At 62.7% G+C, this 26,273-nt stretch carries 23 protein-coding genes; 2 read left to right on the top strand and 21 right to left on the bottom strand.

The window, feature by feature from the left end:
• Positions 1–236 precede the first annotated feature (236 nt).
• Together tssI and M653_RS0112965 are read left to right on the top strand one after the other, a co-directional pair.
• Positions 237–2,564, top strand: a complete 2,328-nt coding sequence (gene tssI / locus M653_RS0112970; RefSeq protein WP_027143736.1) for a type VI secretion system tip protein VgrG — start codon at positions 237–239, stop codon at positions 2,562–2,564.
• Positions 2,565–2,662: 98 nt separating this feature from the next.
• Positions 2,663–3,703: a HEAT repeat domain-containing protein gene (locus tag M653_RS0112965; protein WP_027143735.1), complete on the top strand. Its 1,041-nt coding sequence runs from the start codon at positions 2,663–2,665 to the stop codon at positions 3,701–3,703.
• Between the two features lie 28 nt (positions 3,704–3,731).
• Here M653_RS0112965 and M653_RS0112960 read toward each other — a convergent pair whose 3' ends face one another.
• The 21 genes from M653_RS0112960 to tssA form a co-directional block, all read right to left on the bottom strand.
• Complete coding sequence (locus M653_RS0112960) at positions 3,732–4,961, bottom strand: TIGR02270 family protein (RefSeq protein ID WP_027143734.1); 1,230 nt, start codon at positions 4,959–4,961, stop codon at positions 3,732–3,734.
• Positions 4,962–4,969: 8 nt separating this feature from the next.
• Positions 4,970–5,422, bottom strand: coding sequence for a DUF6484 domain-containing protein (locus tag M653_RS0112955; protein ID WP_027143733.1), 453 nt, complete (start codon positions 5,420–5,422; stop codon positions 4,970–4,972).
• Positions 5,423–5,490: 68 nt separating this feature from the next.
• Positions 5,491–6,468, bottom strand: a complete 978-nt coding sequence (locus tag M653_RS0112950; RefSeq protein WP_027143732.1) for a hypothetical protein — start codon at positions 6,466–6,468, stop codon at positions 5,491–5,493.
• Positions 6,469–6,491: 23 nt separating this feature from the next.
• On the bottom strand, positions 6,492–6,959 hold the full coding sequence (locus tag M653_RS0112945) for a hypothetical protein (RefSeq protein ID WP_027143731.1): 468 nt from the start codon (positions 6,957–6,959) through the stop codon (positions 6,492–6,494).
• A 22-nt stretch (positions 6,960–6,981) separates the two neighbouring features.
• Complete coding sequence (locus M653_RS0112940; protein WP_027143730.1) at positions 6,982–7,491, bottom strand: hypothetical protein; 510 nt, start codon at positions 7,489–7,491, stop codon at positions 6,982–6,984.
• Positions 7,481–7,813, bottom strand: coding sequence for a PAAR-like domain-containing protein (locus M653_RS01000000132435; protein WP_051442658.1), 333 nt, complete (start codon positions 7,811–7,813; stop codon positions 7,481–7,483). Before M653_RS01000000132435 ends, M653_RS0112940 begins: the two co-directional genes overlap by 11 nt.
• A gap of 56 nt (positions 7,814–7,869) precedes the next feature.
• Entirely contained in the window at positions 7,870–8,961 is a 1,092-nt protein-coding gene (locus tag M653_RS0112930) for a beta-ketoacyl synthase N-terminal-like domain-containing protein (RefSeq protein WP_027143729.1), read from the bottom strand.
• On the bottom strand, positions 8,961–9,980 hold the full coding sequence (locus M653_RS0112925) for a DUF2169 domain-containing protein (RefSeq protein WP_027143728.1): 1,020 nt from the start codon (positions 9,978–9,980) through the stop codon (positions 8,961–8,963). The genes M653_RS0112930 and M653_RS0112925 overlap by 1 nt, the downstream gene beginning before the upstream one ends.
• The gene (tagF, locus tag M653_RS0112920) at positions 9,980–10,522 is read right to left on the bottom strand and encodes a type VI secretion system-associated protein TagF (RefSeq protein WP_027143727.1); all 543 of its coding nucleotides are present in this window, start codon (positions 10,520–10,522) and stop codon (positions 9,980–9,982) included. Before tagF ends, M653_RS0112925 begins: the two co-directional genes overlap by 1 nt.
• A complete protein-coding gene (tssM, locus tag M653_RS0112915) occupies positions 10,504–14,046 on the bottom strand; it encodes a type VI secretion system membrane subunit TssM (protein ID WP_027143726.1) in 3,543 nt (1,180 codons plus the stop codon). Before tssM ends, tagF begins: the two co-directional genes overlap by 19 nt.
• Positions 14,046–15,374 carry a type VI secretion system protein TssL, long form gene (gene tssL / locus M653_RS0112910; protein ID WP_027143725.1) on the bottom strand — a complete coding sequence of 443 codons (1,329 nt, stop codon included), beginning with the start codon at positions 15,372–15,374 and terminating at the stop codon, positions 14,046–14,048. The genes tssM and tssL overlap by 1 nt, the downstream gene beginning before the upstream one ends.
• Before the next feature lie 4 nt (positions 15,375–15,378).
• Positions 15,379–16,713, bottom strand: coding sequence for a type VI secretion system baseplate subunit TssK (gene tssK, locus M653_RS0112905; protein WP_027143724.1), 1,335 nt, complete (start codon positions 16,711–16,713; stop codon positions 15,379–15,381).
• Positions 16,714–16,749: 36 nt separating this feature from the next.
• Complete coding sequence (gene tssJ, locus M653_RS0112900; RefSeq protein ID WP_010910850.1) at positions 16,750–17,202, bottom strand: type VI secretion system lipoprotein TssJ; 453 nt, start codon at positions 17,200–17,202, stop codon at positions 16,750–16,752.
• Positions 17,203–17,205: 3 nt separating this feature from the next.
• A complete protein-coding gene (tagH, locus tag M653_RS0112895; RefSeq protein ID WP_027143723.1) occupies positions 17,206–18,660 on the bottom strand; it encodes a type VI secretion system-associated FHA domain protein TagH in 1,455 nt (484 codons plus the stop codon).
• The gene (gene tssG / locus M653_RS0112890) at positions 18,657–19,724 is read right to left on the bottom strand and encodes a type VI secretion system baseplate subunit TssG (RefSeq protein ID WP_027143722.1); all 1,068 of its coding nucleotides are present in this window, start codon (positions 19,722–19,724) and stop codon (positions 18,657–18,659) included. Before tssG ends, tagH begins: the two co-directional genes overlap by 4 nt.
• Positions 19,688–21,562: a type VI secretion system baseplate subunit TssF gene (tssF, locus tag M653_RS0112885; RefSeq protein WP_027143721.1), complete on the bottom strand. Its 1,875-nt coding sequence runs from the start codon at positions 21,560–21,562 to the stop codon at positions 19,688–19,690. The genes tssG and tssF overlap by 37 nt, the downstream gene beginning before the upstream one ends.
• Position 21,563: 1 nt before the next feature.
• Positions 21,564–22,316 carry a type VI secretion system baseplate subunit TssE gene (tssE, locus tag M653_RS0112880; protein ID WP_027143720.1) on the bottom strand — a complete coding sequence of 251 codons (753 nt, stop codon included), beginning with the start codon at positions 22,314–22,316 and terminating at the stop codon, positions 21,564–21,566.
• Positions 22,303–22,752 carry an Hcp family type VI secretion system effector gene (locus tag M653_RS0112875; protein WP_027143719.1) on the bottom strand — a complete coding sequence of 150 codons (450 nt, stop codon included), beginning with the start codon at positions 22,750–22,752 and terminating at the stop codon, positions 22,303–22,305. Before M653_RS0112875 ends, tssE begins: the two co-directional genes overlap by 14 nt.
• 81 nt (positions 22,753–22,833) lie before the next feature.
• Entirely contained in the window at positions 22,834–24,339 is a 1,506-nt protein-coding gene (tssC, locus tag M653_RS0112870; RefSeq protein WP_027143718.1) for a type VI secretion system contractile sheath large subunit, read from the bottom strand.
• A gap of 3 nt (positions 24,340–24,342) precedes the next feature.
• A complete protein-coding gene (gene tssB / locus M653_RS0112865) occupies positions 24,343–24,879 on the bottom strand; it encodes a type VI secretion system contractile sheath small subunit (RefSeq protein WP_027143717.1) in 537 nt (178 codons plus the stop codon).
• A gap of 5 nt (positions 24,880–24,884) precedes the next feature.
• Positions 24,885–26,060 (bottom strand): type VI secretion system protein TssA, encoded by a 1,176-nt coding sequence (gene tssA, locus M653_RS0112860; protein ID WP_027143716.1) that lies wholly within the window; start codon positions 26,058–26,060, stop codon positions 24,885–24,887.
• Positions 26,061–26,273: the final 213 nt, after the last annotated feature.

Raw genomic sequence — 26,273 nt, 5'->3', positions numbered from 1 at the left:
GTCACCGCTGAAATCCAAGCTATTCTAGCAGCTTGCCGGCGCGGTGGGAGAGGTGCGTTTAACATGAATGCACGCTACGGTTAGCCATTGCTTTTGTTTGGCCGTCAGAAAACATATGCTAGGCTTGCAGTGGTCCGATGCGGTGAATTCGAAAACTTCCCGAACGTGATGCAGTTTACATACACGGGGGCTTCAATCCATCACATTGGCGGCCGCGTCCAGGAGGGGCACGACCCATGCCGAACGAACGTGCCACGGTTGTGCAGACGCCGGTTGGCGCCGATGTGCTGACCTTTACCCATCTTGTCGGTCGTGACGAGATAAGCCGATCTTTCGCCTATACTGTCGGGTTCGTCAGCAAGAGCCGTGACGTCGATCCGCTGAAGATGCTGGGCGGCATCGTTTCAGTCGAAGGTGAATCCAATCCAAAGCGCTGGTTCAGCGGCCTGGTCTCGGATTTCAAGCTAACCCGCATCGAGGACCGGCTGGCGTTCTACGAGGCAACTGTCAGGCCATGGCTCTGGTTCCTCGGCAACACCACCGACTGCCGCATTTTCCAGAACATGACGGCGGTCGAAATCATCGAAAAAATATTCTCGAAATACGGCATCGCCAAATTCGAGAAGCGGCTGCAGGGATCTTATCCCTCGCGCGAATATTGCGTGCAGTACGATGAGAGCGATCTCGATTTCGTGCAGCGGCTGCTCGAGCATGAAGGCATCTTCTATTTCTTCGAGCATGACGAGGGCAAGCACACGCTGGTGCTGTGCGATGCGATTAGCAAGGTGAAGCCGGCCCCAGGCTACGAAAAGGTGCTCTATAATTTCGAAGGCCACGGCTCGCGGCGCGATATCGAATACATTACCGAATGGATTCCGGCCAGCGCGGTGCGACCAGGCGCCTACGTTCATACAGACTACGATTTCGAGAAGCCCGGCGCTGACCTGATGGCGAAATCCGCCCAGCCCTTCGGCCACAAGGAGGCTTCGGGCGAAAACTACCGTCAGCCTGGCGCGCATCTGGATGTCGGGCGGGGTGATAAGATTGCGGGTATCCGGCGCGAGGAACTCCAGGCGGTGCACCAGCACAGCACGGCGGTAGGTACCGTGCGCGGCCTTTTTTCAGGCTGCAAGTTCACCCTCGAAAGTTTTCCGCGCGACGACCAGAACCAGGACTATCTGGTGGTCAGCGCCGAGTACCGGCTGTTCGATCCGGGCTACCGGACCCAGAACGACGCCCACAACGAGAATTTCAAGGTGGTGCTGGGCGTAGCGCCCACGAAATTGCCCTACCGGCCGCCGCGGATCACGCCGCGACCGATCATGCGCGGACCGCAGACCGCGACCGTCGTCGGCCCTTCGGGCGAGGAAATCTTCACCGACAAATATGCGCGGGTGAAGGTGCAGTTCCATTGGGACCGGCTCGGCAAAAAGGATCAGAATTCTTCATGCTTCGTGCGCGTATCGCAGAGCTGGGCCGGCAGCGGCTGGGGCTTCATCCAGATCCCGCGCATCGGGCAGGAGGTCATCGTCGACTTCATCGAAGGCGACCCGGATCTGCCGATCATCACCGGCCGTGTCTACAATGCCGCCGAAATGCCGCCCTACGGGCTGCCCGGCAACGCGACGCAATCGGGCTGGAAGTCGAATTCGTCAAAAGGTGGCGGCGGCTACAACGAGCTGATGTTCGAGGACAAGGCCGGCTCCGAGCTGGTCAACTTCCAGGCGCAGAAAGACCACCATCTGTTGATCAAGCACGACCGCAACAAGACGGTGCAGCATGACCAGTCCGACCGCATCGACCACGACGCCAAGCACTCCGTCGGCCACAATCTCGATGAAGACGTCGGCAACAACAAGACGGTCCAGGTTGGTGTCAATCAGACCACCAACATCGGCAGCAACGACACGGAGACTGTGGGCGCCAACCGCTCGCTGACGGTCGGCGCCAACGAGACCATCCATGTCGGTGCCAATTCGTCGGAAACAATCGACTCCAACCATTCGCAGACGGTCGGGCTGGTACAGACGGTGACGGTGGGCGCGGCGCGCATCGACACGGTCGGCGCCACCGAGACACGCAGCGTCGGCGCGGCGCAGACGAACACCATCGGCGCATCGAGAAGCGTCACCGTGGGTGCGGGGCAGACCCACAGCATTGGCGCCTCGGACAGCTGGACGGTGGGAGCCAGCCAAATCGTACAAGTCAGCGCCGACCAGAACTTTGACGTTGGTGGAGCGCAGGCCCTGCAGATCGGGAAATCCCGAGCGACCAAAATTGCCGACGACGACGCCGCCGATATTGGCGGCGGCCACAATCTGAAGGTGGGTAAATCCAGTGCGGTCGACGTCGCCGACGACGGCAGCTTCAAGATTGGCAAGAACTTTGCGATAGACGCCGGCGATTCGATTTCGCTGACATGCGGCAACGCCTCGATCACGATGAAAAAGGACGGAACGATCTTGATCAAAGGAAAAGACATCACGGTCAGCGGATCCGGTAAGATCAATATCAAGGCGTCGAGCGACGTCACCATCAAGGGATCGCAGATCCACGAAAACTGACGGTGGTTTGGCTCGGGGAAGAGGCGGGGCTGTGCTCTTCGCCGCTTTGCCTGTCCCGCTCCGGCGTTGCGCGCATAAGTGATTGGCTCGTTGCCTAAATGACGGTCCTGGAAAACATTGTCGGGGAACATGCCGAGCGCTCGGCCGCCTTATGGGCGCAGAGGGACAGTCTGGCACTTGACGACCCTCCCGATCTGGAGACTGTAAGGGCCATAGATGACAGGCTGGAAATAAATCTCGATGGCCTGAGGGCTGCTGGCCTCGCAGCTTGGCCCTGCGTCCTCGCTCTGGACGAGGAAGCGCCTGGCAAGGGCGAGCTTTTTGTCATGGCTTGGACGGCTCTCGAATTCGAAACCGCCGATCATGTCGCAAAAGTCGTCGAGATCGGTCGCACCGCAATCGATGGTCCGGGTGGCTTGCTTGGTGCCTTGGCATGGCACGAGCCGCGCAAAATTGCGGCGTGGGCACGTACTTGGATTGATGAGGGCGACTCGTTCAAACGGCTCCTTGGAATGTCGGCCTGCCTGGCACACGGCGTCGATCCAAAGCAGGTGCTTTTGCAGCGACTTCGCGACCCCGACACATCGGTACGTATCGTCAGCCTTCGGCTGGCCGCAAAGCTCCGTCGTGCCGATTTGACGGCCGAAATCGCGAATGCGCTTACGGATGAAGACCAGCAGGTGCGTTTCTGGGCTGCCTGGACCTTGAACGAACTCGGCCAAAGCGGTCCGGGCCTTGCGGAACTTAGAAGGACCGTTGAGAGAGATGACCTCAATGCCGTGGTCGCTCTCCGGGCCGTCGTGAAGGCGACCCCCGTCAAGGAGGTGCGAAGCTGGATCGGAACCTTACTGCGCCTGCCGCAAAGCGCCGCTTTCGGCGTAAGAGCAGCCGGCATGCTCGGGGATCGCGCCATCCTGCCGTGGCTGATCGAGCAGATGGGTGATCCCGCCGTTGCCGAGGCGGCAGGCGCATCGCTTTTGGAATTGTTTCCAGAGGCGCGGCTGGCGGGCGATCTCTTCACCAACGATCCAGACGCGGCGGGCACTCACTTCACGGAATATTTCGGTGACAGGATCGCTCGCGTGCCGCTTAAGGACGGGGTACTGAAATGGGCGCGACGACAGGGCTACGTCCAATGACTTGATGTGGTTGCAAACGGCGGTAGCCTCAATCCGCTGATGCAAGCCATTTGAACAAGCGAGCCGAACTGTTGGCAAGCGGAGTCTCCGGCGCGCCCAATGCCAGGTCCAAAGCGGCGCCCCGCCTTTGACGCAGCGTCCCCTGTGCAAAGGTCTGCGCCAGAGTCTCTGCTGCTAGAGGCTTGCCCCGCAAGTACCGCGTGCCCTGAGCAAAATTCGTTTGGTTTTGCCGCCACCATTCTCGAATCTTACCGACATCTGGCCAGACGAGGTTCTCGTCGTGAGCGGAATAGCCGGTCGGCAGGTCTGCGGGGTCCAGGTCTCCACGCGCCTCAACATGCATTGCTCGTTCCTCAAGCGAGATGCCGGTGATAGTTGCGAAGCTCTCGCCGGCCAGCCGGGACAGTTCGTGGTCGCGCATTCGTGTAATCAGCCAAGGTACGAAGACGGGGTCCCCGACAACGCCGGCCCCGGCCGCGATCAGCCTCTCCTTCGAACGATCGCCTCGCAGTCCCAGAAGCCATTCCACGGCGTTTTGATGATCGGCTGCGCGCAGCATGAGTTGCGTGCCCTTCCAGCCGATCCCGTCCGCGCTAGCGTGCATCCGCAGCACCTCCAACGCCTCATATCTGTCGCCTAGAAGCACGCAGGACCAAGCTGCCCAAAAGCGGCATGTCTCGTTGGCGTCATGGAGAGCTGCCCTTATGTCGGAGAGTAGGTCGACGCGCCCAATCTCTCCCGCAAGGCGCAAGGCTCTGGCGCGCACTGCGGGGACTTCGTTGAGCAAGTTTGAAAGACGGGTCGGCGGATCGATCCGACGAACCGAACATGCGGCCATGCCAAGCAGGCGCCTGGAAGGGAGCGGGTCCTCCAACAGCGCCGGGATCCATTTCTGGACAGCATGCGGCTCGACCCAACCCAGCGCTGATACGACGGGGCGCGACAGCTGTGGTGATGCCTCGGCAAGATTCAGGATATAACCGATCCGGTTTTCTGACATGCTCTCCAAGGCGAGAACGGCGGCCACGAAAGTCTCGCCTGGCTCCTGATACCGGTCGAAAGCCGTCTCAGCGGCTTGCCACCCCCATTCACCGGCAACACGCAGACCATCCACATGCGCCTCGAGGCGGTCGTCCAGCCGTCTCAGATTCTTGAGATGCTGATCGGGAGCATCGACCGCCCAGTCACGTTGCAACCAGAGGAATGCCGCGTCTTCGGCATGTTGCTCGACGATATGCTCGATAACGCGGCGCGACATCCGAGGCTCTAGTTAAGCTGGATCGAGCCCCCTTTGATCTTGTTGGGACCGGACGAACGGCTGAGGATATAAGTGCCCCGCAAGATGATCTTGCCGGTGCGGGTCAGTGTGATGCTGGCCTTGCCGCAGCGAAGCACGATCTCGCGCTCAGCGCAAAGTTCCAGTCGCTCGCCGTCGAGGGTTGCGGCCACGTCTTCGGCGGCAACCGGCTTCGGATGCTGCAGGCGCCCCAGGATGATCGCCTGGTCCGGATCGCCACCCGCGAACATCACCACCACGTCGGCCCCAACATCCGCAACCTCCAGCATGACCGCTGCCCGCGCGATTGCCAGCCTCCTTTCGATTCCGTCGGGAACCGAGACAATTGCTTCGCCGGACCGGTCGCGCCCAATGAAGGTTCCGATGACGAGGCCATTGCTGAGATTGCTGCCGGCGCTCGAAAAATTAGGGCGGTCATTCATAGTGCTTACCCCTTTCCGGACTTGTCCAAGCATAGTCGCGCAGGGAAAACCCGGCAACTTCGCAACGTTCACGCGGCCAGCGTAGTATCGGCAGCCACCATTTGTACACACAGAACGTAGTTTTCCATTGTACTGTATTTCACTTTCAGCGAATATTCCACGAAGTGCCAGGTTGCATAACCTTCGAACTCTTCGTCCAGCAGTTGATCCGGAGGACGGCCGATCTTTTGCGTTACCTGTTCTGGCGAGTCGTCGAACGAAAGCCCTTTCGGCAACTCCCCGGGCCAGCGTGCACCCTCTGCCTCGTGCTCCCGGTAGAACAAGACGTTTGCGAGCGACTGATCGCGACCTCCACCGAGATAGCGAAATCGCAATTCTATGCCGAAGTGCCGTGTGAGGCTGGCGACCGACCCGGTTTCGTCTTCCTCCAGATTCTGCTCCAGCCGTAACGGCGCAAAAGTCAACCGAACCTCGGAATGTGTCAACGGCTTGGCCATCACGCGGGCGATCTGGGCGATGCTTGGAACCAGGGCCGCATCGTCGGCGTCGGCTGGCATGGCAGGCGGGCGCAGAAGGCAAAGAACAAATCCGATCCGCGCGCCATCGTCGACGTAGCTGACGGTCACCCGACACTCTGGCAGTTCCCACGTGTCGCGCAGATAGGAGCGCCGGGTCGGTTCGTAAGTTGCGAACTTCGCCCTTACACCGTTCCTGTCGTCGTCAGGCCCGATGCTGAACGGCAGCCGTCCACGATACGGCTTTACGTCGGCATGATTGCGGTAGAAATACAGCTGCGAGAGCACCATGGGTTCAGTCTCGGGATCGAAATCATCCTCGCCCATCAAGTGTGCGCGCGCCTCGAACCCGAGTTCCATGCCAAGCTGCAAATTGCTCAGCCAGTCTTCGGCCGAAAGTATCCGATCATCGCCGTCTTCGTCGATGTCCACCGAGGGCTGACGAATAATCTTCAGGCTGTCGAGAAGCGCCTGCACGTCGGGATCGGTCGATAGCCGACCAAGAAGGTAAACTGATTTGCTCAAATCCATGAGATTATGATCGCAATCGCGGTTTAAGCGGGTTCTGGCAGACTCAGCATCAAGGCCTCGATCGAGAACCTGTCGCCCGTGTATTGCGCGGTGAGCGTGAGATTGTCTGTTATGATCCAACGATCCCAGCCGATGTCGCTGTCCGATTCACTCGGTTTTCCAAACTGGGCGCGCAAATCGGCCTGAGAAGAATCTGTTTTGATGCCGTAGGGCAGCGGTCCGCCGTACGGGGCCACCTTGTTCTTCTCCAGGCGGAGAACGACTCCGGTAAGGACGCAATTACCGGATCCGACTGGCGGCAGGTCCTCGAAAAGCTCAGCGTCCTGGAAATTCACGGTCATGCCCGCAATGTCGACGAGAAGATCCAGTTCGTCGCGAGGCATGACAAGCCTCTTGGTGACCCCGGCCGACCGCAGCAAGGCTTTCACGGCCGGATCTTCGGCGGTATGACCGAAAAGGCCAACCCAATCCTGGTAGTTCGTCTGAGCCATCGGAGTTCACCCTGTTGTGTGACTACTTGCATTCGTCCACGGCATCTCTGATCATCTGATCGAAGTCAAACTTCTTGAGTTCCTTTACCGCCTCCGCATAAGCTGGACCGCAGTCGGTGGTGTCCAGATGTTTCTGCAACGCCTTTGTATCCCGGTTGACGGCCGCGGTCATGCTTTCCTTGGATTTTGCGTCTTGTCGAATTTGCGTCTTGGTGTTCTTGCTGCCGCAGGTTTTGCTGAAGCCGCGGTGAGATTTGCGGGGGATCACGATCGCCATGCCACGCGATTCGATCTTTCCTTTTGCGCATTCGTATACGGCTGCAGACATTGTGTTGAACATGACTTTGGCGCGCTTGAAGAGCGTGGCCTTGGCCGGAATATGGTCGCGTTCCCATACCCGCGACCCGTCGGCTCGGCTCGCCTTGCCGTCGTTCTTGAGGCCGCCATAGCTTCCAACCTCGCCGCATTTGTGCATCGGCTTGTTGTCCGGAGCCTGCTTGTTTCCGGTCGAGGTGGCGGAGTTAGCTCCCATTGTTGGTCATCTGATCGCCGAGCAGTTGGATGTTCTTGCCTTCTGCCTTCACGTCCATCGAGCCCGGCGCAACGAACTCGGTCTTTCCTTGCGTAGCCGACGATACCACGCCTCCGCCAGTGCCCTGGCTCGCCACGTCGGGCGACGGCGCGCTCATGTAGTAGCTGCCTTTGATGGCTATTTTCTTCCCTTCGATCTTGACCGTCGACGTCGCGTCTGACAACCGGTCGGCGGAGCGTCCAAAGTTCGGTAGTGGAACGGGCACGAACGGCGCTGGCGGCCCCGGCATCTTGCAGACATTGGGCACGTCCGCAGGCGCCATATCGATACTTCCCTCAGTCACCGGCGTCTTGGGTGGATTGACCCCAACTGAAACCATCACGCGTCCTTTCTTGGCGGGGTGCTAGGAAAGTCCAGCAGCATCACCGCCCGCTGTCCGCCTTCGGATCCGGCCCAGAGCGCGGCCCGCGAACCGTGACTGTAACGCTTGCTGGCGGCGGCGTGGGCGAGGGCCGCGAATAGCGGCCCCGACGCGGCGCCGACATCGCCCCAGCAGTCGGCCGGATGCAAAAAGTGGGTTGCCTGATCTGAAAGATGCTGAACTCGCAGGATTGAGTAGACCAACTCCTCGCTGCGGTAACGCTGGCCATTGAGATCGCAATAGGTATCGGTGATCTTGCGTCGATCGCTGTCGATGGCGGGGCCAAGTCCAAGGAAGGCGGAACTCAGCCCCTCGCCGACGCAAATCTCCTCCCCGCCGTGCCGCTTGATGGTAATCCGCTCGGGCGCGGCGCTGACCGCGGTTAGCCGTCCCAAGAGTGCCAGGCCCAATTCTGATATCAGATTTCTGCGTGCCAGCAGGCAGGCGCCCGCCGCTTCTCCCGGGAAGAAGCCGTCTCGATTTGCCTCGGATTTAAGTTGCCCCGTCTCATCCATCCATTCCAGGGTTTCGTACTCGTGATAGGAATCGACGCCTGCTACCACCGCCAGGTCCGTCTTGCCCTCATCAATCGCCTTGGCGGCGACACCAAACGCAAGCATTCCGGCAGCGTGTCCGTGGGCAAGGTATTGCACGCGCATGTCCGCCGAGCCGAACCGTCCCATCACGGCACGGCCGAGCATTTCGGCGACCCCGTCCGGCAGCCCCGGCCGCGGCTCCGGCGCACAGATGATCAGGAGCGTTCTCAGGTCGTTGGCTGATTGCGTCGCTGCCGGCGGCAGTTGCAGCAACGTCGAAAGCAGCAGTTCCTTCATACGCTCTCCAAGCGGCATATCAGGGCCCATGATCGCATCCCGCGCCAGACGCATGGGTTCGCCAATGCGGTCGACGAAGAATGGATGCTCGGAAATTCCTGATATCCCCGCCCGCACCGCCGCCGCCGCGCTTTCGGGGCGCAGCCCAACCGGGGTCCGCGCTGCAAGGCCTGCCAGCCAGATTGGCGTCCGAGGGAAATAGGCTGCGAATACCATCACATCAGCTTTTTCAGACGGACAGAGGTTTGATCGAGATAGTCGATGTCCTTGTTGCAAACGAGCGCGCTTTGCCAGGCAATAACCACGCGCGAAGCATCCGGCTCCAGGATCACTGTTGCCAGCGTGCCCCGGGTATGAATCGTTTCGCGTTTGATGCGCGTGGTGAAGCCAAAGACCATTCGCGGCAGATGGAAGCGTATCGGGCCGTTCGGCGAGAGATTGATCATTTGTACGGGCTCGCCGCCGCGCAGGTAGCCGGCCACCTGTTGATCACGCGGCGCGCAGCAGTAGTAGTGGGGATCGAGATCTTCCGCCCAGAGCGGGAAGCGAGTTTTCTGCCAGGCCTCATCATAGGTTCCGGCGAGTTCGCGGCGTGGTGACCAGTGACAGGCCACGGCGTTGAAGCCAGCCGGTGCGGGGCGACTGGCGACGGAAGAGACCAGGTTTGCAGGATCTTCTATGTTGGGGAGCGGCCGCCCGAGACAGCCATTTGGATTAGAGATGAAGCCCTGCCCGACCGGATTCCTCGCTTCCAGTCGATGATCCTTCGGATTGGAGGCAGTACGATCCCAGCCACCGAAAGCGTATTCATACCGGATCGGCATCTTGGCGAACGGGTCGGGGCTCGAAATAACACGCTGTCCGGCAAGGTTCACCGTCCACCAGCGATTGCCGAACACCTGCAGGCGCTTTTGCACCGGACCAACCTGAAATCCAACGTCGAGTTCAGTGGTCGGTCTATCATTCGGCGGCCAGGCGGTGCCGTTGACGAGCACGTCAGTGCACGGCTTCACGCCAAAAAAATCGGCCTCATAGATCAGGCTTTTCTCGTAGTCGCCGCCGAGAGGTTGCCCCTGTATAAACGGCGACACCTGATCGCCCGAGGGCCGCGTGGTTCCGTCTGGCAGTATGTCGAAAGTGGCCTTCACACAGACCAGCCAAATCTTGTTTGCGGCCTTGTCCTGAACCCAGCTCCCCATAGCCGGGAATCCTGTGGTGTTGGATACCGCCCACATCAGCTGGTCTCGCAGCTTGCGGCCAGCATCTGCTGGAGCGCCGGCTGCGGCGCTTGTCCATCAATGTCGAAGATGTCCGTGTGTGTCGTCCACATGACAAGGTCGTCGATGACATCGCCATTCTGTTCGACCAGTGGCACGGGCAGGGCTGCAAGCGCGGCATCCAATTCGTCCGCTGTCAGCTCGCCCCGTTGCGCCGCCAAAGCGGCTTCCTCGATACTGTCGAACCAGGTGTCGGCGTAAGCCAGCTGAAGCGGAGGCCCGGCAAGCTGCGCCACGACGCTCAGTGGGAATCGCCTGCCGACCCTGTCGGCGCTCTGCAGGACGAGGCCCGCCGAGGCGCCGAAGGTAGCGGGGCCAGCGAGAAAGCGAAGCGCCTTATCGTGCGGCCACGCTTCCGAGCCGAACATCGGCACGATATGCTGCGACAGCCAGCGGTCCCATACGCGCACGAACCCCGCCGGCAGCCGCCGCGTCACGAAATCCCCGGTAGCGGGCATCTTGCCGTAGAAGCCGGGCAGGATCAGATCTGCGGCGGACATGTGAATTTCTTGAACATTTCGAGTGTGTACGGGTTCTCGACGCTGGCCGCCTTGAGCTCGAAATCGGCCCACACGCCTTTCGTGCCGAGCCGCAGGCTGTAGACGTCGGTGAGCTTGGTCGCGGCGAAGCGGCCGCCGCGCAGCATTCTGAGCCACGCCCAGCTGCCGGTCTCGTTGAGCATCACTTCGGGCGAGCCGTCGACCGGCTGGAAGGCGAGCGAGATGACGCCGGTGCCATCCTTGCCGGGCCACGTCATCGGCTGCGGCCTGGTGGCGTTGTTATAGTAAACGAGATTCTGGCCATCGAGGTTGAGCGTGACCCGCGCCACGTTGGGTGAGAGGTCCTTGGGTTCCAGCGTGAAGTTCATCACCGGGCCGGTGCCGCCGGGAAACAGGTCGTCGCGGATATGCCTGGCCTGTTCGAACGCTGCGAGCGCCGCTGTGTCGAGGCCGAAATCGGCCCGCCATTTCCATGGCTCGCTGGCGGTGTCGACATAATTGATCAGATGGTCGTTGATGAACGCATCGATCATGCCCGAGGGTCCGAACAGACGCTGAAAGTCGCGCACATTGACGTCGACCGCACTTTCGGCGCTGAATGGATAGCGGTTGTTGAGCGCCGCCTGGCAGAAGGGGAGTATGTCGGCCCGCCAGATGGCGTTGAGTTCGTTGGTCACGGCCTTCTGCGACAGGCCGCTGGTGTCGCCGGCAATACCGCCGAGCCAGTCGTTGATCGGCGAGGGCAGGATCTGCGCCTGCCTGGCGACCGCACCTGTGAGTTCGGCAAGGCCGCCTTGCTTCTTGATCGCATCCTGCGGGTTCGGATTGGCGGTGACCGTCTGTAGCACATTCGACAGCGCCGTCAGGGCCACTATCGCCGCGTCCAGCGCTGGCGGCTGGCCGTCGACCTGGGCGATGGTGCCTTTGAGCGGCTTGAAATGGTCGGCAACCAGGCTGCCGGTCATGTCGACCTGGCTGGCGGAGCCGGCGCGCGGCAGGAGCTTCGCGCCTGTGGTCACGACTTTGCCCAGCTTGCCGAGCTTGCTGAAGAGCTTCGAGCCGGTGCTGGCGGCAGCGCCACTTTTGTCGCCGGCCGGCGCATCGTCGGAGCGGGTGAGGTCGGTCTCCTGCACGACTGCCGTCAACAGGCGCTTCAGCGCGGAGTCGGCGCTTGAAAGATCCTTGAGGTTCTCACTGGCGATGTTGAGATCGGTAAGCGGCGCAAGCCGCATGTCACGCAGGAAAGAGTCCCACTGCGCGATATAGTCGTCATAGTAGAGCTTCAAGATGTCCTGCGAGAGTGCTGAAACCGATGTCTCGGAATTCTCCGCGCAGCCGCCGGCAAACACCGCGCGATCGAGGGCCGCCTGTCCCGCGACATCCTCGACCCGATCGAGGATCGCGTCGTGGAAGCCGGCATAGGTATAGGGCCCGGGAACACCAACGCGCAACGTCTTGTCGGAGCGGCGCGCGAACACTTTGGCGCCGTTCGGCCCGGCGAAATTGGCCGGCACCCATTCCTTGACGGCTGCTACTTCCGGGTCGGCCAGGAGCTGCCTGTAGGCGCGCTCTGGCAGGGAGATCGTGCACACGGTCTTCAGCGCCTCGCCGACCAGTTGCTTGTCCGGGGCGATGTAGCTGTCGTCGATGGCCATGCGGCGGATCGCAGCGAGCTGGTGCTGTTCGGCGTCGGCGGTGGGGAAGGGCGGAGCCGGCGCGAATTGCGGCAGACTGTTCACCCACCAGTTTTGCACGAAATCGGTGTCCATCTGCGACAGGCCGGTCATCATCCGGTAGGTCTTCAGCGCGCCGAGCATGAAGTCCGGATCGCGGATCTGCCGCCACATCGTGGCTTCGAGCAGGGCGACCATGTGCGGCTCGAGCACGTTGCGCAGCGCATGGTCGTAGGTATCGGTCTGCGCGCGCGCCAACTCCGCCGAAGCAGTCGGCCCGAGCAGGTTATGGACAGCGTCCGGCGGGGCGGTGCGCGCCGTCGCCACGGCGTCCATGGCAGCTAGCGCACCGTCCATGGTCGGCTGCTCGACCGCGGCCGGCATGGCGGCGACCTCGGTGAGCGGCCCCTGCAGGGCTTCGAACTGGTTGGCCTGTTCGACGATCGCATTGCGGTTGTCGAGGTAGGACCAGGTGAACAGGCCGCCGGCCAGCAAAGCCGCGAGCGCACAGGCGACGGCAGCCCCGCGCCAGATCCAGGCGCGGCGACGCTGCGCCAGCGGATCGAACGTACCAAGGCCGGCCTCCTTGAAGATCACTTCGGTGAGAAGGTTCCTGAGGAAAAAGCTGCGCTTCTCGACACGCGACGCCGGCATGGCGCGGCGCGGTGGCAGCCCGAAGGAGGATGATAGCGCCGCGGTCAGCCGGTCAATGGGAGCGCCTTCCTGTGTCGCCGACGTCAGATAAAGGCCACGCAACCAGGCGGCTTCCTCGTAGCGGCTTTCGCCGAACATCGCCTCGAGCAGTGTCTTGATCGGCTCGCCAAGGCTCGCCAGCTGCGCCGGAAAGCGGAAGATCTCGGCGCGCTGGCCGAGCTTGTCTTCGTCTTCCAGGCGTGGCACCAGCCGCCGCTCAAGCTCCGCGGCAAGCCTGGCTAGCTCCGCTTGGATCGTGCCGGCGTTGACGCGGGCGTCGAGCGGAAAAGTCGTTCCCCACACCTGCTCGCGCGCCGTCGTCGACAAGCCGCCGAAGAAGGCTTCGAAGCCTTTGATCAGGTCTGCCTTGGTCAGCATCATGTAGACAGGCAGACGGATCTCCAGTCGTTCGTTCAGCTCCGCCAGTCGACGGCGGATCTTGCGGCCGTGCGCCTTGATCGCTTCGTCGCCCTCCGACAGCGCATCGATCGACAGCGTGACAATGACGCCGTTGAGCGCGCGGCGGCCGCGGTGCTTTTTCAAAAGGTCAAGGAAACCCAGCCATTCCGCAGCGTCGACATCCGGCTGGCTCTCCTGCTGGACGTAGCGGCCCGCAGTGTCGATCAGCACCGCGTTTTCGGAAAAGAACCAGTCACAATTGCGCGTACCGCCGACGCCCTGCAAATCATCGGTGAGGTCGATCGGGAAATTGAGGCCCGACTGGCGCAATGCCGTGGTCTTGCCGGTGGCTGGCGGCCCAACGATTACATACCACGGCATCTCGCGCAGGAATTTTCTGCCGCCGAGCTTGCGCCGCTTGAGCTCGGCCATCACCTCGGCGAACTTGGCGCCGACGGCCGCGGCGCTCTCCTCGCCGGGGGTGAGTTGCTTTTCGGCCACGGGTGCTGCGATCTCCGCGACGAACATGCGGTTAGCGCGGATGGCACGCCGCTGCGCGACGATCAGCCAGATCAGCCACAGGATGATCAGCCCCGCGATCATGGCGATGCGCACATTCTCGGATTCGAATGGCGCGTAAGGACCGACCTTCACGATCGGGCCGAACACCCAGATCAAGAGCGAAAGCAGCGCGATGCCAATCAGCGTCCACAGGAATCGCGAGGTGATGACGGCCCAGAGGAAGCGCAGGATGAACATCAGAGTCTCTTCTCGACCAGGACCTCGACGCGCCGGTTGAGCGCACGGCCCTCGCGCGTCGCGTTGTCGGCCACAGGATCGGTCTCGGCGCGCCCTTCAGAATGGATGTGCTCCTGTGGCACGCCAGCCTGAACCAGGAGGTCCGCTATGGTCTGGGCGCGCGCCTCCGAGAGCCGCTGGTTGCTGGCGAGCGGGTTGGACCGTTGCAGGCGCACATTGTCGGTATGGCCGATGATCGTGATGTTTCCGATCAGCTCCTGATTGGCGAGGATCACTTTGGCGATCGAGGCGATCAGCGGCTCGTACCCTTGGGACAGCGTGGGCCGCGAGGACTGGAACAGCTCGGGGTTGGAAGACTGGATGATCAGCTTGGCCAGCGAGACGCTCTCGGTGCCGCTGAGCGCGCCCTTGAGGCTGGCTGGCGCTTCGGCCTTGAACGCGGGCAACAGAGCGAAATCGACCGGCTGCGGTGCCTCGGGTTCAGGAGCATCTTGCCTGGGCGCGGCGCGGGCGACGTCGCCGCGTGAGGCCGGCGGCAGCGTGCGCACGAGCGCGGAGAGTTCAATCGCCTGGCTGCTCAAGCTCACCGATAGACCGATGTAAGCGGCGGCGGCGGCGACGATGGCGGCAAGTGCCATCACCCAGATCGGGACGATGAAGCGCTGCGGCTCGTCGGACGCGATCACGCCTTTCCAGTTCGGCGATAGCGGTGCGTTCTCGGAGTCCGCATCGCGCAGGAAGCGCGCGGCTGCAACACGCACGGCATTGAGCGAGCGGTCGCCGGCGCGGCCGGGCACCCGATACTTGCCGCGGAAGCCGAGCGCCAGACAGTAATACTGAAGCTCCAGCATTTCGCGGTCGCGGTTGGGATGGCGCTCCAGCTCGTCAAGGCGGGTGAAGAACTGGGTCCCGGCATCGACGTCGCCGCGTAGCATGACCACGAGCGGCTGGCGCGGCCAGGCGCTGGCGCCGCCCCATGGCGTGTTGAGTGCCAGGTCGTCGAGCAACGCCGCCACGGCCCATGCCGCCTGGTCGGCGCGTTCCAGCGAGGAGCCAGCTGCCATCGCGGCGTCGCGCGCCTGAACCAACTCGTCGAGCAGGCGCGTGCGCATTGCTTCCGGGTTCTCCGGCGCCAGTGCGCTTTCGAGCTCGGGCGCGAATTCGAGCAATGGCGCGAAGATGTTGATGAGCGGGTTGGGATGAGCGCGCGCCCGTTTGACCGGCGCGCCCGGCGCCAGCGGCGCCATCGGCCGGGGTGCAGCGCCGGTCAGCCGGATGCGTGTGCGCTCGCGATCCTCCGACAGTCCGAACGGATCATCCCGGCTCATGGCCTCACCTGTTCACCGAATAGCAGTCGACCTGCGGCTCGCTCTCCAGGACACCGGAAACGCCGATGACGAACCCCGGGGCGTCGAGCAAGGAGGCCCAATGCTCGCTCTTCTGGTCGAGCTCCAGGCACAGCCGGTCGCCATCATAGGGAATCTCGCGTGGTTGCGAATGAAGCGGTTTCAGCGGAATTCCGGGCAGGCGCGACTTCCAAAGTCCTTCGAACTCGTCTGCGGCGCCAACTGTGGCCTGGTTGACGAAGATCTTGCGCAGCGCGTCGTCCGAGAGTTCGGATCCAACACGGATGACGATGCGGCTGGCGACGAGGAGCTTAGGGTTGTCGATGCGCACCTTCCAGACATTGGTCGCGTGCCGCATGACCGGCAGCGCGCGTGATTTCGGTTCGATGTGACGCAGACTGAGGATGAGCGAACGCAAGGCGTCGGCCAGCGCCATGTAGGCGGGGCCGGGGGCCATGTGGTCGTAGGCCGGCAATTCGCCGAGCCGCCGCGAGCTCGAGCCGTAGGTTGTCATCTCGCCGGCCAGTCCGGCAAGTTCGAGATAGAGTTCGGCAGGATGAAAGACATCCTGCGCAAGCATATGGGCAAGCCGGGGGCGAGCGGCATTGGCCAGGTGCAGCATCAAGAGGTCTTCGACGCTGCGGCCGGCGCCGCCCATCACCATCTTACCATGCGCTTCGGCGATCTGGTCGAGGCCGGTGACGACCTCCTGTAGCAACTGCCGGTACCAATGGACCGCGCCGGTGATCAGCGTCGGCGGCAGGAACGTCTCGTCGAGCGAGACGCCGCCGTCGGCGCGCAGACCTTTTATGTCGGCGATCGGCAAGGCGGTATAACCGCCCACCGATTTGCCGGGCGCAAGCAGGGCCGCATGCGGCCGGGCGATCTCGATCTCTTCGGGATCGGCGCCGCCCTGGACGGCGTCGCGCACTGAAACGATCTTGCCGTGGTAACGCGCGCCCGTCGATGCGGCATGCGCCGGATCGTATGCGACGCCACCGGGCGGCTCGAGCGGCAGTGCAAGCAGCACCGGCCCGGCGCCGGTGTCGGCCGTGACCGGCAGCGGCTTCGGAGCGTCCATCAGGTCCGGGATGGAGAAGGGCGTGCCGTCCGGGAGGATGCCCCGGGCGGATACGATCGAGACCTGACCGGCGTCGAGCAGCGACTGGTCGAGGGTCAGGTGCTGGAAGCCGAAAGTATGGAGCTGGCCGGCCTGCAATGCGCCGAGCACCATGCCTTCGAAGAACCGATCCTGTTGCTGGAAGTGCTGGGTCCTGAGAAACAGGCCCTCCGACCACAGCACCCTGTTTGCATCGCTCATACCATTACTTTCTGCACGCACCCGTCTGCCTTGTCGCTAGGCGGAAATGCCGCCCTTGCCGAGGCTGACGTTGATGGTGAATTTCGACCCTGGCGACACAGACTTGGTGGTGCGCCAGTTGCGTCCACCCGGCTCGCGGATGAGCGCCACGAAGCCGAGCGCCGTCGCGTTTGGCTCGACCGTGATGGTCTTGGCCGCCGTCTTGCCAGGCGCAACCGAGATCGCGTCGGAGCCGATGAGGTCGGCACCGAGCGCCGAGCCCGCGTCGCCCTGCAGCGCGAAATAGTCGGCGGAGTTAAACTTGCCGGTGCTGGCAAGTCGCATCACCAATACCGTCACCGGCCGGTCGCCGCCGCCCGGTCCTGGATTCATGCCCGCACCGCCGGTCACGTTGACCGAGATAACCGATGGTTTCGGCGGGCCGCTCTGGCAAGCCGCCAGCAGCCCCGTGGCGCCAAGGGCAACGACGAATTCGCGTCGGTCGATCATGTCCTACTCCTCTTCATATGCGTCCCTGAAGTCTGCGCCGATCTCGCCCAGGAAACTCGATTCCGCGCTCTGGGCGATGTCGCGATGGCGTTTCTGGTAGAGCTCCCACAGCTTGGCGTTACGCCCGCCGGAGAGCAGATTGCCGATGGCGGAGTTGGATTTGAGCTCCTCTTCGATCGCAGCAGGATCAAAACGGTCGATCATGCGCCGAAGTGCTGCCTGAACGCCCCGCCAGGCGCGTACGTGATGCTGTGCAAGATCCTTCACCGCGTCGCCGATCGCCGCCTCGCCGGAGAGAAAGCCCGGACTGCGTTCCGAGATGATGGTGACGACGACATCCTCGACCGTCGGCAGGAATTTAAGCGGATTGACCTCGGAAGCGCCGACCATCGTCTGAGCGACACGCGCGCTTCCCTTCTCCTCAGCGCGTTTGCGCAGGAGCTGCATCAGGCCGTCCAGCATCAGCCGGTATTCACGACCGAATTTTTCCATTTCGGCGATCGCATCGCGGCCGGGAAAATCGGCGTCCTCGACACCCATGCCGCGCAAGAATGCGGCGCGAAGCGCCATATCGCTTGCTGCTGGCTGCGCCGGGCGCGCCAGCTTCGCCGCTGCAACGGCGCGGCGCGGCGCCTGCGACGCGGCTGCCTGCGGCATATCCCAAGGATTGCCTGCGCGGGGCTTTTCAGCCTGATGCTGGGCACGTCCTGCGGCATCGGCGCCGTTGCTGAGAGGTGGCGTAGCGGCCGGCCCAAGGCTGAAATCGTCATCGAAGCTGGCCGGCTTTGCTGTGTGCCAGGACGCATCGCTGGGCGAAGACATTTCGCCCAGCCCGAAGGGATCCGGCTGGCCCGCGGCAGCGGCGTCGCTGGCTTGCGGCGTTGCCACCGGGTCGAGGCTGAACGGGTCATCAAAGGCAGGCGAACTGCGTTGGTTCGATGCGCGATCATAAGCCCCCGGCACGGGCTGCTCGAACGGGTTGGGCAAATCCGCCGGACGGGGCGTACGCGGTTCTTCCTCGATCCTGGCCGAGAAGAAGTCGTCGCTGCCGATGCTGGCCGGCGTTCGCGCTCGCAGCGATGACCACGCCGGCGTGGTATGGCTGGCGACCGGGGCCGGGCCGACTGACGTCTGGCTCGCTTTGGATTGGATCTCGACATGGAACACGTAATCGCCCATGCGCAGCCGCATGCCGCTTTGCAGCCGCATCAACCTGCCAGGTCCTACGGGGCTGTCGGAATCGTCGACGAACAATCCGCTGCTCGACGTGTCGGTAACGAAATAGCCGTCCTGGTTGCCGCTGATCTTGCAATGCGCGCGCGAGACGAACATGTCCGGGTCGTCGATCTGCCAGCCAGCATCGGCATTGCGCCCGATCACCAATTCGCCCTCATCCAGGCGGGTCTGCCGGACCACTTGCGAGCGAGGGCCTTGTTCGAGGGTCAGCAGCAGGGTCATGCGGCCGCCTCCGCCATTTCGGGCCGCCAGCCGACGATGGTGTGCAATCTGAGATCGTCGGCATCCCCCCTATCTGCGGGCCGTTCGAGCCAGACCGTCCGGCCAAGCTGGACAGTCCCGACCCGTGGCGGGGGCACGTCATCGCGCGCCAGCACGATGCGCAAATCGACATCGAGCGCTTCGCCGATCATGTCGCGCACCGCTTTCTTGAACAGGCCTAGGCGCCGTTCGCCGGGCAGGAAAGACTTGAACTCGTCGAGGCTCAGCGGACCGACGCGCAATTCGATCCTGCTCTGGCGGCTGAACACCCGCGGCCCGATCGTCGCCCCGCGTCCGAGCCCGGCATAGGCCTTGCCGAGACGCGTCTGCAGTGGCGTCGGTATGGTGATCCAAGCGGCAACGAACTCCTTGATGCGCACCGGCACCTTGAAGGCGGTGGTGAGAAACAGTGTCAGCCGCTCCACGCCGTCGACCTGGTTGGCCAGCGATCCAGCCTGTCGTAGGCGCACTGTCTCGAGTTCGGGGTCCTGCGTCCCGGGGAGGCCGATCCCCGACATTGCCTCCAGCATGGCTCGAACGTGCCCACCGACGGAACGCTCGACCTGCACCGCTGGATGCGCATCGGCCCAGGCGCGGTAGTAAAGCGCAATCATCCGATGCTGCAGGATGTTGACGAAATCGACGAAGGTCGTGTCGCTGGTCTGCTCGGCATCGGCCCCTGTAAACCAGCGCTGCGACAGCCGGTCGAGCACCCAGCGCGTCAGATGCAATGGCATCGGTCCTTCCGGTCCAAGCAGCCCGAAATTGGCGACGGTCACTCGCGCCCGGGCCTTGTCCCCGGCGTCCTCGACCTTGACGACGTCCCGGGCCGAAAAGCTCAGACGCACATGCTGGCCGAGTCTCGCCGGCTCGCGGCCGGCCGTTCCGGAATGGCCGAACAATCCGCCGCGCTGCTCCAGGCGTCGCAGCAACTCGAAAAAGTCGAAGCTCTCCGACAACGGTTCGGCCGCGACCGTTGCGTGCTGCGCTAGATCAGGTAGCGATTGCCGGGCGTCATCGGCCATGGCACATCCTCCTGCTTCTGCAGCAATCGCGTACGGGTCCGCACAAATCCGTTTATGCCCGCATGGCGGGCGAACAGCCGCGAAAGCAGGGCCGAAAGCAGCAATGAGCTTTGACCGGCCAGCACGGATTGGTCGATATGCAGAGTGACCTCGGTGCCGCGTCCGAAACACATTGGCCCATCGATCCGGAGCCTCTCGATCACCGGGCGCGAATCGATGCGCACGATCGAGTGCACGTTGCGGGCAAGACCCGGATCGCCCCGATCGGCATAGAGGTCGAGCAAGGCATGCAGCGGATCGACACCACGGCCTTCCTTGGCAAGGCTGAGGAAGTTGAGCGAGAGCTGCGCCACCAGCCGCCAGGCAAGGTTGTCGGCGCGCGATTCACCTTCAGCCCCGGCCGGCAGAGATGCCGGGATGGCCGGCTGCGGCGGCCGCAGTGCCCCAAGCAAGCGCACCGCTTCGACTGGATCGGCCGTCTCCAGCGTAAGCGTCGGCGTGTCGTCCAGGATCGGCAGGTCGCGATTGGTGCAAAGCGCCACGATGCCGAGACGCTTGAGCAGCCGGTTTGGCGTGCTTCCTGGCGGGCGCGAGACGGCGATAAAGACATCGTCGCCCGTATAGGAGGTGCGGGTCAGGCCGTCGCGCCGCTCGTCCTCGGTGGCCCGGCGCGGACGTCGCTCAGTCGAATAGACCCAGCCGCTGCCGCGGTTTTGCCCCAGGCTGAACAGTTCGGGAATTGTCGCCTCGCCGCTCTCCGCGTCGGCATCCTCGACCCGGGTGACCCGGAATATCTCAAAATCCCGCGCCCGGGTGCGGTCGGCGTGCAGCACCTGGCGCGTTTTGCGCGGATCGATCTCAACGTCGTTGCATTCGCGTTCGAAGAGATTGATGACCGGCGTCACGAAGAGCTCGAATTCGGCAGCCGTCACATCGGCGAGTTCAGGCACCGCACGCCGGAACAGGAAGATGATCTCCATCCCCGCCTCGCACGCGCGCACCACCGGCTGGAGGCCGGCAACCCGTACATAATGGAAGCGCTCCGGGATCATGAAATATTCGCGCAGCAGCCGATATCCCTCGAAGGTGGGACGGGTGCGCGGCATCAGCGCTTCGTCGTCGTGAATACCTATCATTTCGGGTTCGGGCAGCGCCGATAGCGCATTGGTCTTGCCTTGCGCCCGCGCGCCGACGGCCGAGCAGGCCCCGAAGATCGCATCGAAAATCACCGGCGCCTTGGCACGGCCGGCGAAATAGAGGTCGAGACGATCGAGCGACAGGTCGCTGAGCTTGCCTTTTCCTGTCCGGGCGAAGGTGACGCGCAAGGCCGCTTCGCCACGCATGTCGCCGACCGGCGCGATTCCGGCGGCGGCGAGCGCGCTACGATCCTGGAAATAGCTGACCGAGGTGATGGCGATCGGCCACAGCGTGACCTCTTGCGCGGTGGTGAAGGTGGAGCGTGTCGAAAGCCCTGGATGCAGGGTGGAGACCAGTCGCGTGCCGCGCGCGATGGCGTGGCCAGCGATCATCGAGTGCACTTGCTGGCCGGGTTTCAGCACAGCCATCCCCGTCGCCGGCGCCGGCGCCACCAGATCGGGGTAAAGCACATCGAGCACGGCGCGCGAGAAGCGCGAGCGCTCCGCGTCGACCTTCAGACGGGTGCGCGCGGCGAGGAAGGCAACGCCGTCAAGCAGCCGTTCCACATAAGGATCGGGACACGGGACCGTGTCGAGGGAAAGATTACGAGCAACCGCCGGATGCATGTCTGCGAATTCCGCGGCCAGCGCCCGGATATGGGTCAGTTCTTCTTCGTAGTATTCGACAAAGACCCGATCCATCTCAGGTCTCCCGGAATTCGGTTCGTGCCAGGCCGTTGTCGAGATTGATTGTGGTGCGCAGCCGCATGCGCTCCGGTGTCGGGGCCATGATCAGCACCGCGTCGATCTCGATCTTGAGGCCGACGTTTTTGTCGCCGAGCGTGACGTTGACGATCGTGGCGCTCTCCTTCAGGCGCGGCTCGAAGGTGGCAAGCACCGCGCGGATTTCGCGTGCCAGCCCATCGCGGTCGAAATCCCGCGACGAGCGGCCGGAAAAAGACGGCACGCCAAAATTGACCACGCTGCGGCGCACCTGCGGAAAGTCAGCAAGCGAGGGCAGTTCCTCCAGGGGCTGTTCGTGTTCGGCGTCCGAGAGCATCGGTACGGATTCGAAACGCTCGGTGTTGAACAGGGCCTCGATGTCGCGCCGCACGGCCTCTCTCAACACGCGTGCCGAAACGACCACGCCGCGGCCTTCGATCTCGGCGCGATGCTGGGCCTGGAAGACCAGGCGGTGCAGGCGCCGTTTCTGCTCGGATGTGAGTTCGGCGTCGGCATCGATGGCGCGCGCATTGCCGGCAAGAAGAGCCTCGACGCGCTCGGCGCCGAGCTCTTCCTCCAAGAGACGGCGCAGCCCATCGATCTCCGACGTCAGTCCTGGCAAGTCGTTGACGAGGCGGTCCCACAGGGACGGCTGAACCGCCTCGCGCCTTGCGCGCGAACTGCCGCCAAGCTGCGCCCTCGCGCCAGGCCGCTTGGTCTCACTTGCCGACATAGACGTCCATTTCGATCTCGTCGTCCTTGTCGTAGACGAACTTGATCTTTTTGTAGGCGAAGCTGACTTCTTCCTCGATAAGGTCCGCCTCATCGGCGGCCTGCCGCATATCATACTCCATGATGGAGGCGTCGGTGAGCGTCACGACCAGATAGTCGCTGGTCTCGCCGTCAATGGTGCGGCGTGCCGAAAACACCACCTCGTCGAGCGCCTTGTTCTCGAATAGCGCCTTCTTCAAATAGGGCGACGACTTGTCGTAGTGCTTGAAGAATTTGATCATTCCCATCGACACGCGGCCGCGTCGCGAAAGCGAGTTGGGATCATAGGGCGCCATAATCTTGTAATCGACGCCATGCACTTCGATCTCATCTTCGTGGCCGTCGCGCTTGCTGGGGCCCTTGATGTCGGGAACCTTCAAAAAACCATCGATCTTCATGGAAGGAGCGTCACTTCTTTCTGTGGTCGGCATTGTCTTTCTCCACCGCTTTCAAACCAAACAAGATGACTTCGCTGCGTTTCAGCCCTTCACCGACGGCAGTTCCGACACCAACCGCAGGGAGGCGTTGATGCCTTCCAACTGGTAATGCGGACGCAGATAGAAACGGGCGTTGTAGTAACCGGGTCTGCCTTCGACGCTGTCGACCTGAACCTCGGCCGCGGCGAGCGGCCGCTTGGCCCGCGCCTTGTCGTCGGCGAAAGCTGGATTGGCCAGCACGTATCGGTTGATCCATTCGGTCAACCATGTCTCCATATCGGTGCGTTCCTTGAACGAGCCGATCTTGTCGCGCGCGATCGCCTTGAGGTAATGCGCGAAGCGCGAGACCGGGAAGAGGTAGGGCAGGTTGGCGCTCAGCCGTTCGTTTGCCTGGGCGTCGGGGTCGACCAGACGGCCAGCCCGCGTCTCGTCGTCCTGAAGTGAGTGCGCGCCTATGAAGGCTGCGAGGTCGGTGTTCTTGCGGTGCAAGATCGGCATCAGACCGAGCTTGGCCAGTTCCGCCTCGCGCCGGTCATCGATGGCGACCTCGGTCGGGCATTTCATCGCGATTGACCCGTCATCGGTCGGGAAAGCATGCACCGGCAGATTGAGCACCGTGCCACCATTCTCGACGCCGCGGATCTGCGTTCCCCAGCCATAGAGCTTGTGGCTGCGGTTGATGTTGACGCCCATCGGGAAAGCGGCGTTCATCCAGACATATTTGTTATGGTCGCCGCCCACCTCTTCCTCGAAGGTGAAGCCCTTCACCGGAACGGTTTCCGAGCCGTAGGGCAGGCGTGCCAGCACCCGCGGCATGGTGAGCCCAATATAGCGGGCGTCCTCGCTCTCACGCAGTGACTGCCATGAGGCATAGGCCGGGTTGTTGACGATCATCTGCAGGTCTTGGGGGTTTGGCAGTTCCTGCCAACTGTCCATGCGGAACAGCCGCGGCGAGGCGGCCGCGATGAACGGCGTGTGCGCCGAGGCACAGACACCCGAGATGTTGCTTAGCAGGCCGACATCGCGCGGGTGGTTGGAGAACTCGTAGGCGCCGATGATGCAGCCGATCGGCTCGCCGCCCAGCATCGAATACTCGTCGGTATAGACTTTCTTGAAGATCGGGCTCTGGTCCCACATCTGGCCTTCATAGTCTTCCAGCGTGTCGGCCAACTGCTCCTTGGAGATGTTCATCACCCGGATCTTGAGCTTGGTATCCGTCTCGGTGTTGTTGATGAGGTACCAAAGGCCTCGCCAGGTGCCTTCCATCTCCCGCACTTCGGGGGCGTGCAGGATCTCGTTAACCTGCGTCGTCAGCATCTTGTCGATGCCCGCGATCAGCGATTTGATCGACTTGATCGCGTTGGACGATATGGTCGTCGTCTCGGATCGCGACTGTGCGGCTAGCGCCAGGTTGCGCACCAACTGCTGGAGCTTCTCGGTGTCGTCCTTCCTGACCTTGAAATCCTTTTCAAGGAGCCCGCTGAATTCGCCCAGATCGATGGCTTCCGCCTCGGCGGTTGCGGCTGCGGTCTTTTGCTGTTCGGCCATGACTTATTCCTCGCCCTTGCCGTCAGAGATCGCCTGGCCGGCGATCTTGCTCAGCAGCGGCTCGTTGTTGAGAAGCTGCGCAATGCGCTTTTCAGCGTCGACGCGGCCATCCATGAAGCCCAGCAGTTCCTCGAGTTGGCGCCGCATCTTGAGGATCTCGGCCAGTTGCGGCACCTGCTCGGCGATCTTGTCGGGCGCGAAATCTCCCATTTTGGAGAAGGTGAGATCGATCGCCAATTCCTCGTCCCGCTCGGCCCCTTCCACTTGCGGCAACGTGTTCTTCACGCGCGCTTTTACGCGCGGGCCCATCGCCTCCATGAATTTCGGGAAGCGATTGGCGTCGGTTTCGACGAAGTTGCGATCCAGGACCGACTTTGACGCTTCCTTGGTCTGCGAGGCGCCGGAAAGGTCGGCCATGACAGCCATGACGAACGGCAACTCGATCGTCGTCGGGCTGCCGTAGGTTTCGACGTCGTAGGCGATCTGCACACGCGGCGCGCGGTTTCTTTCGATGACCTTGGCTTTGCTCTCTGCTGGCATGGTTGTCACCTTTCATCCTTCTGGGCCGGCTTCTTGGGATCGGAAACACCGGCAAGCAGCCGGAATTCTTTCAGCCCCGACGGGGCGAGATCTTCCATCAGTTCCACGAAATCCATGTGCACCATCCGCCGCACGCGCCGGGCGAGGTGCGGGATCGGGCTGGACGGCTCGGTGCGGTCGTAGAATTCAACCACGAGATCGAGGCATTTGACGACCTCGTCACGCGAGTAGATCCGGTCAGGCAGGCCGGTGCTGGTTTGCGCAGAGCTTGCCACACTTGCCATCGTCTCGGCTCCATGTCCGTTTCGAGGGGGCGTCGATGCCGGTTGGGACGGCTGCGGGGCAGGCTTTGCCGCACCGTTGGCCACGGCGGCAGCGCTGGAATTCCACTCCAGCGTCGTCAGCAAGCGCTGCAGGAACTTCTTCAAATCCGGAACGGCCGCGCCATTGCCGTCGATGTGGGCGTTGAGCGCGGTATCGACCGCATCCAGCGCCGAAATCGCAGCGCGCGCATCGCTCAAAAGGGTGGTGATGGCGTCCATGGCCTGATCGATCTGCGCCGCGCAGGCGGTGCGCACCCGGTTCAGCATCTGGTTATGCGCGGCCGTTAGCGCCGCCTTTTCGGCGTTCCCCAGGCCGGAGGCAGCTTCCTGGAGCATGACGCGCTCGTCGAGCGCTGCCTGTTCCAGGTCTCGCCCGCTGATCGGCCCGATCGTGCGCGGTGAGAAGAAGACGGTCTGCCGCAGGTTCGCCAGCAGGCCTTCTTGCCCGTTCTGGAGGTCAAGCAGCGCGTTGATGCGTCGCAGCGCCGCGTCGCGAGGCGCGCCAGCCGGCCGTAAAGCCGGATGCATTGAATCCCAATACTGGTCGAGAGTCTTTGCGATCAGGGTCAGGCCCTGGGCGAGGCCGGCAAGCCTCTCTTCATTGGCCAGCGCGCGCGTGACGATGACCAGAAGGCGCAAATCCCGGCCGCGTGAGCGCAATTCTTCCGCTTTTTGGAGGATGGCGGCCCAGTCGACCGAGCTGGCTGACTGCGAAGGCTTGCTGCCGCCGTCCTGCACGACCTTGAGCTGGGCTTCCGTCAGCCGCTCCAGCTCGTGAAAAGCCGGGTCGTTGCGCAAATCCGCTCCCGACGGATTCGCACCGTCCAGAGGATTCAGCCAGAGTGCGAGATCAATCACACGTACCCCCAGCGAGCGGCTCCGCGCCTCATATGTGACGCAACGTTATCATCGGTCCAATGCCACGACAATTGAGCACATGCTCGAAAACCAACAGAAGCTGAATGCTCGGTTATCTTTCAACGAAACCCATGCGGCGATCGGCGGACCGGGTATGTGCAATGGCTCGCGTATTTCGGATTCCAGTTCGGGTTCTTTGCAGGAGTTTGCTAG

It is taken from the genome of Mesorhizobium sp. WSM3626 (assembly GCF_000513935.1).
Lineage (GTDB): Bacteria > Pseudomonadota > Alphaproteobacteria > Rhizobiales > Rhizobiaceae > Mesorhizobium > Mesorhizobium salmacidum.
The sequence above is the reverse complement of the archived record's forward strand: the minus strand, read 5'-3'. Positions and strand labels throughout refer to the sequence as shown.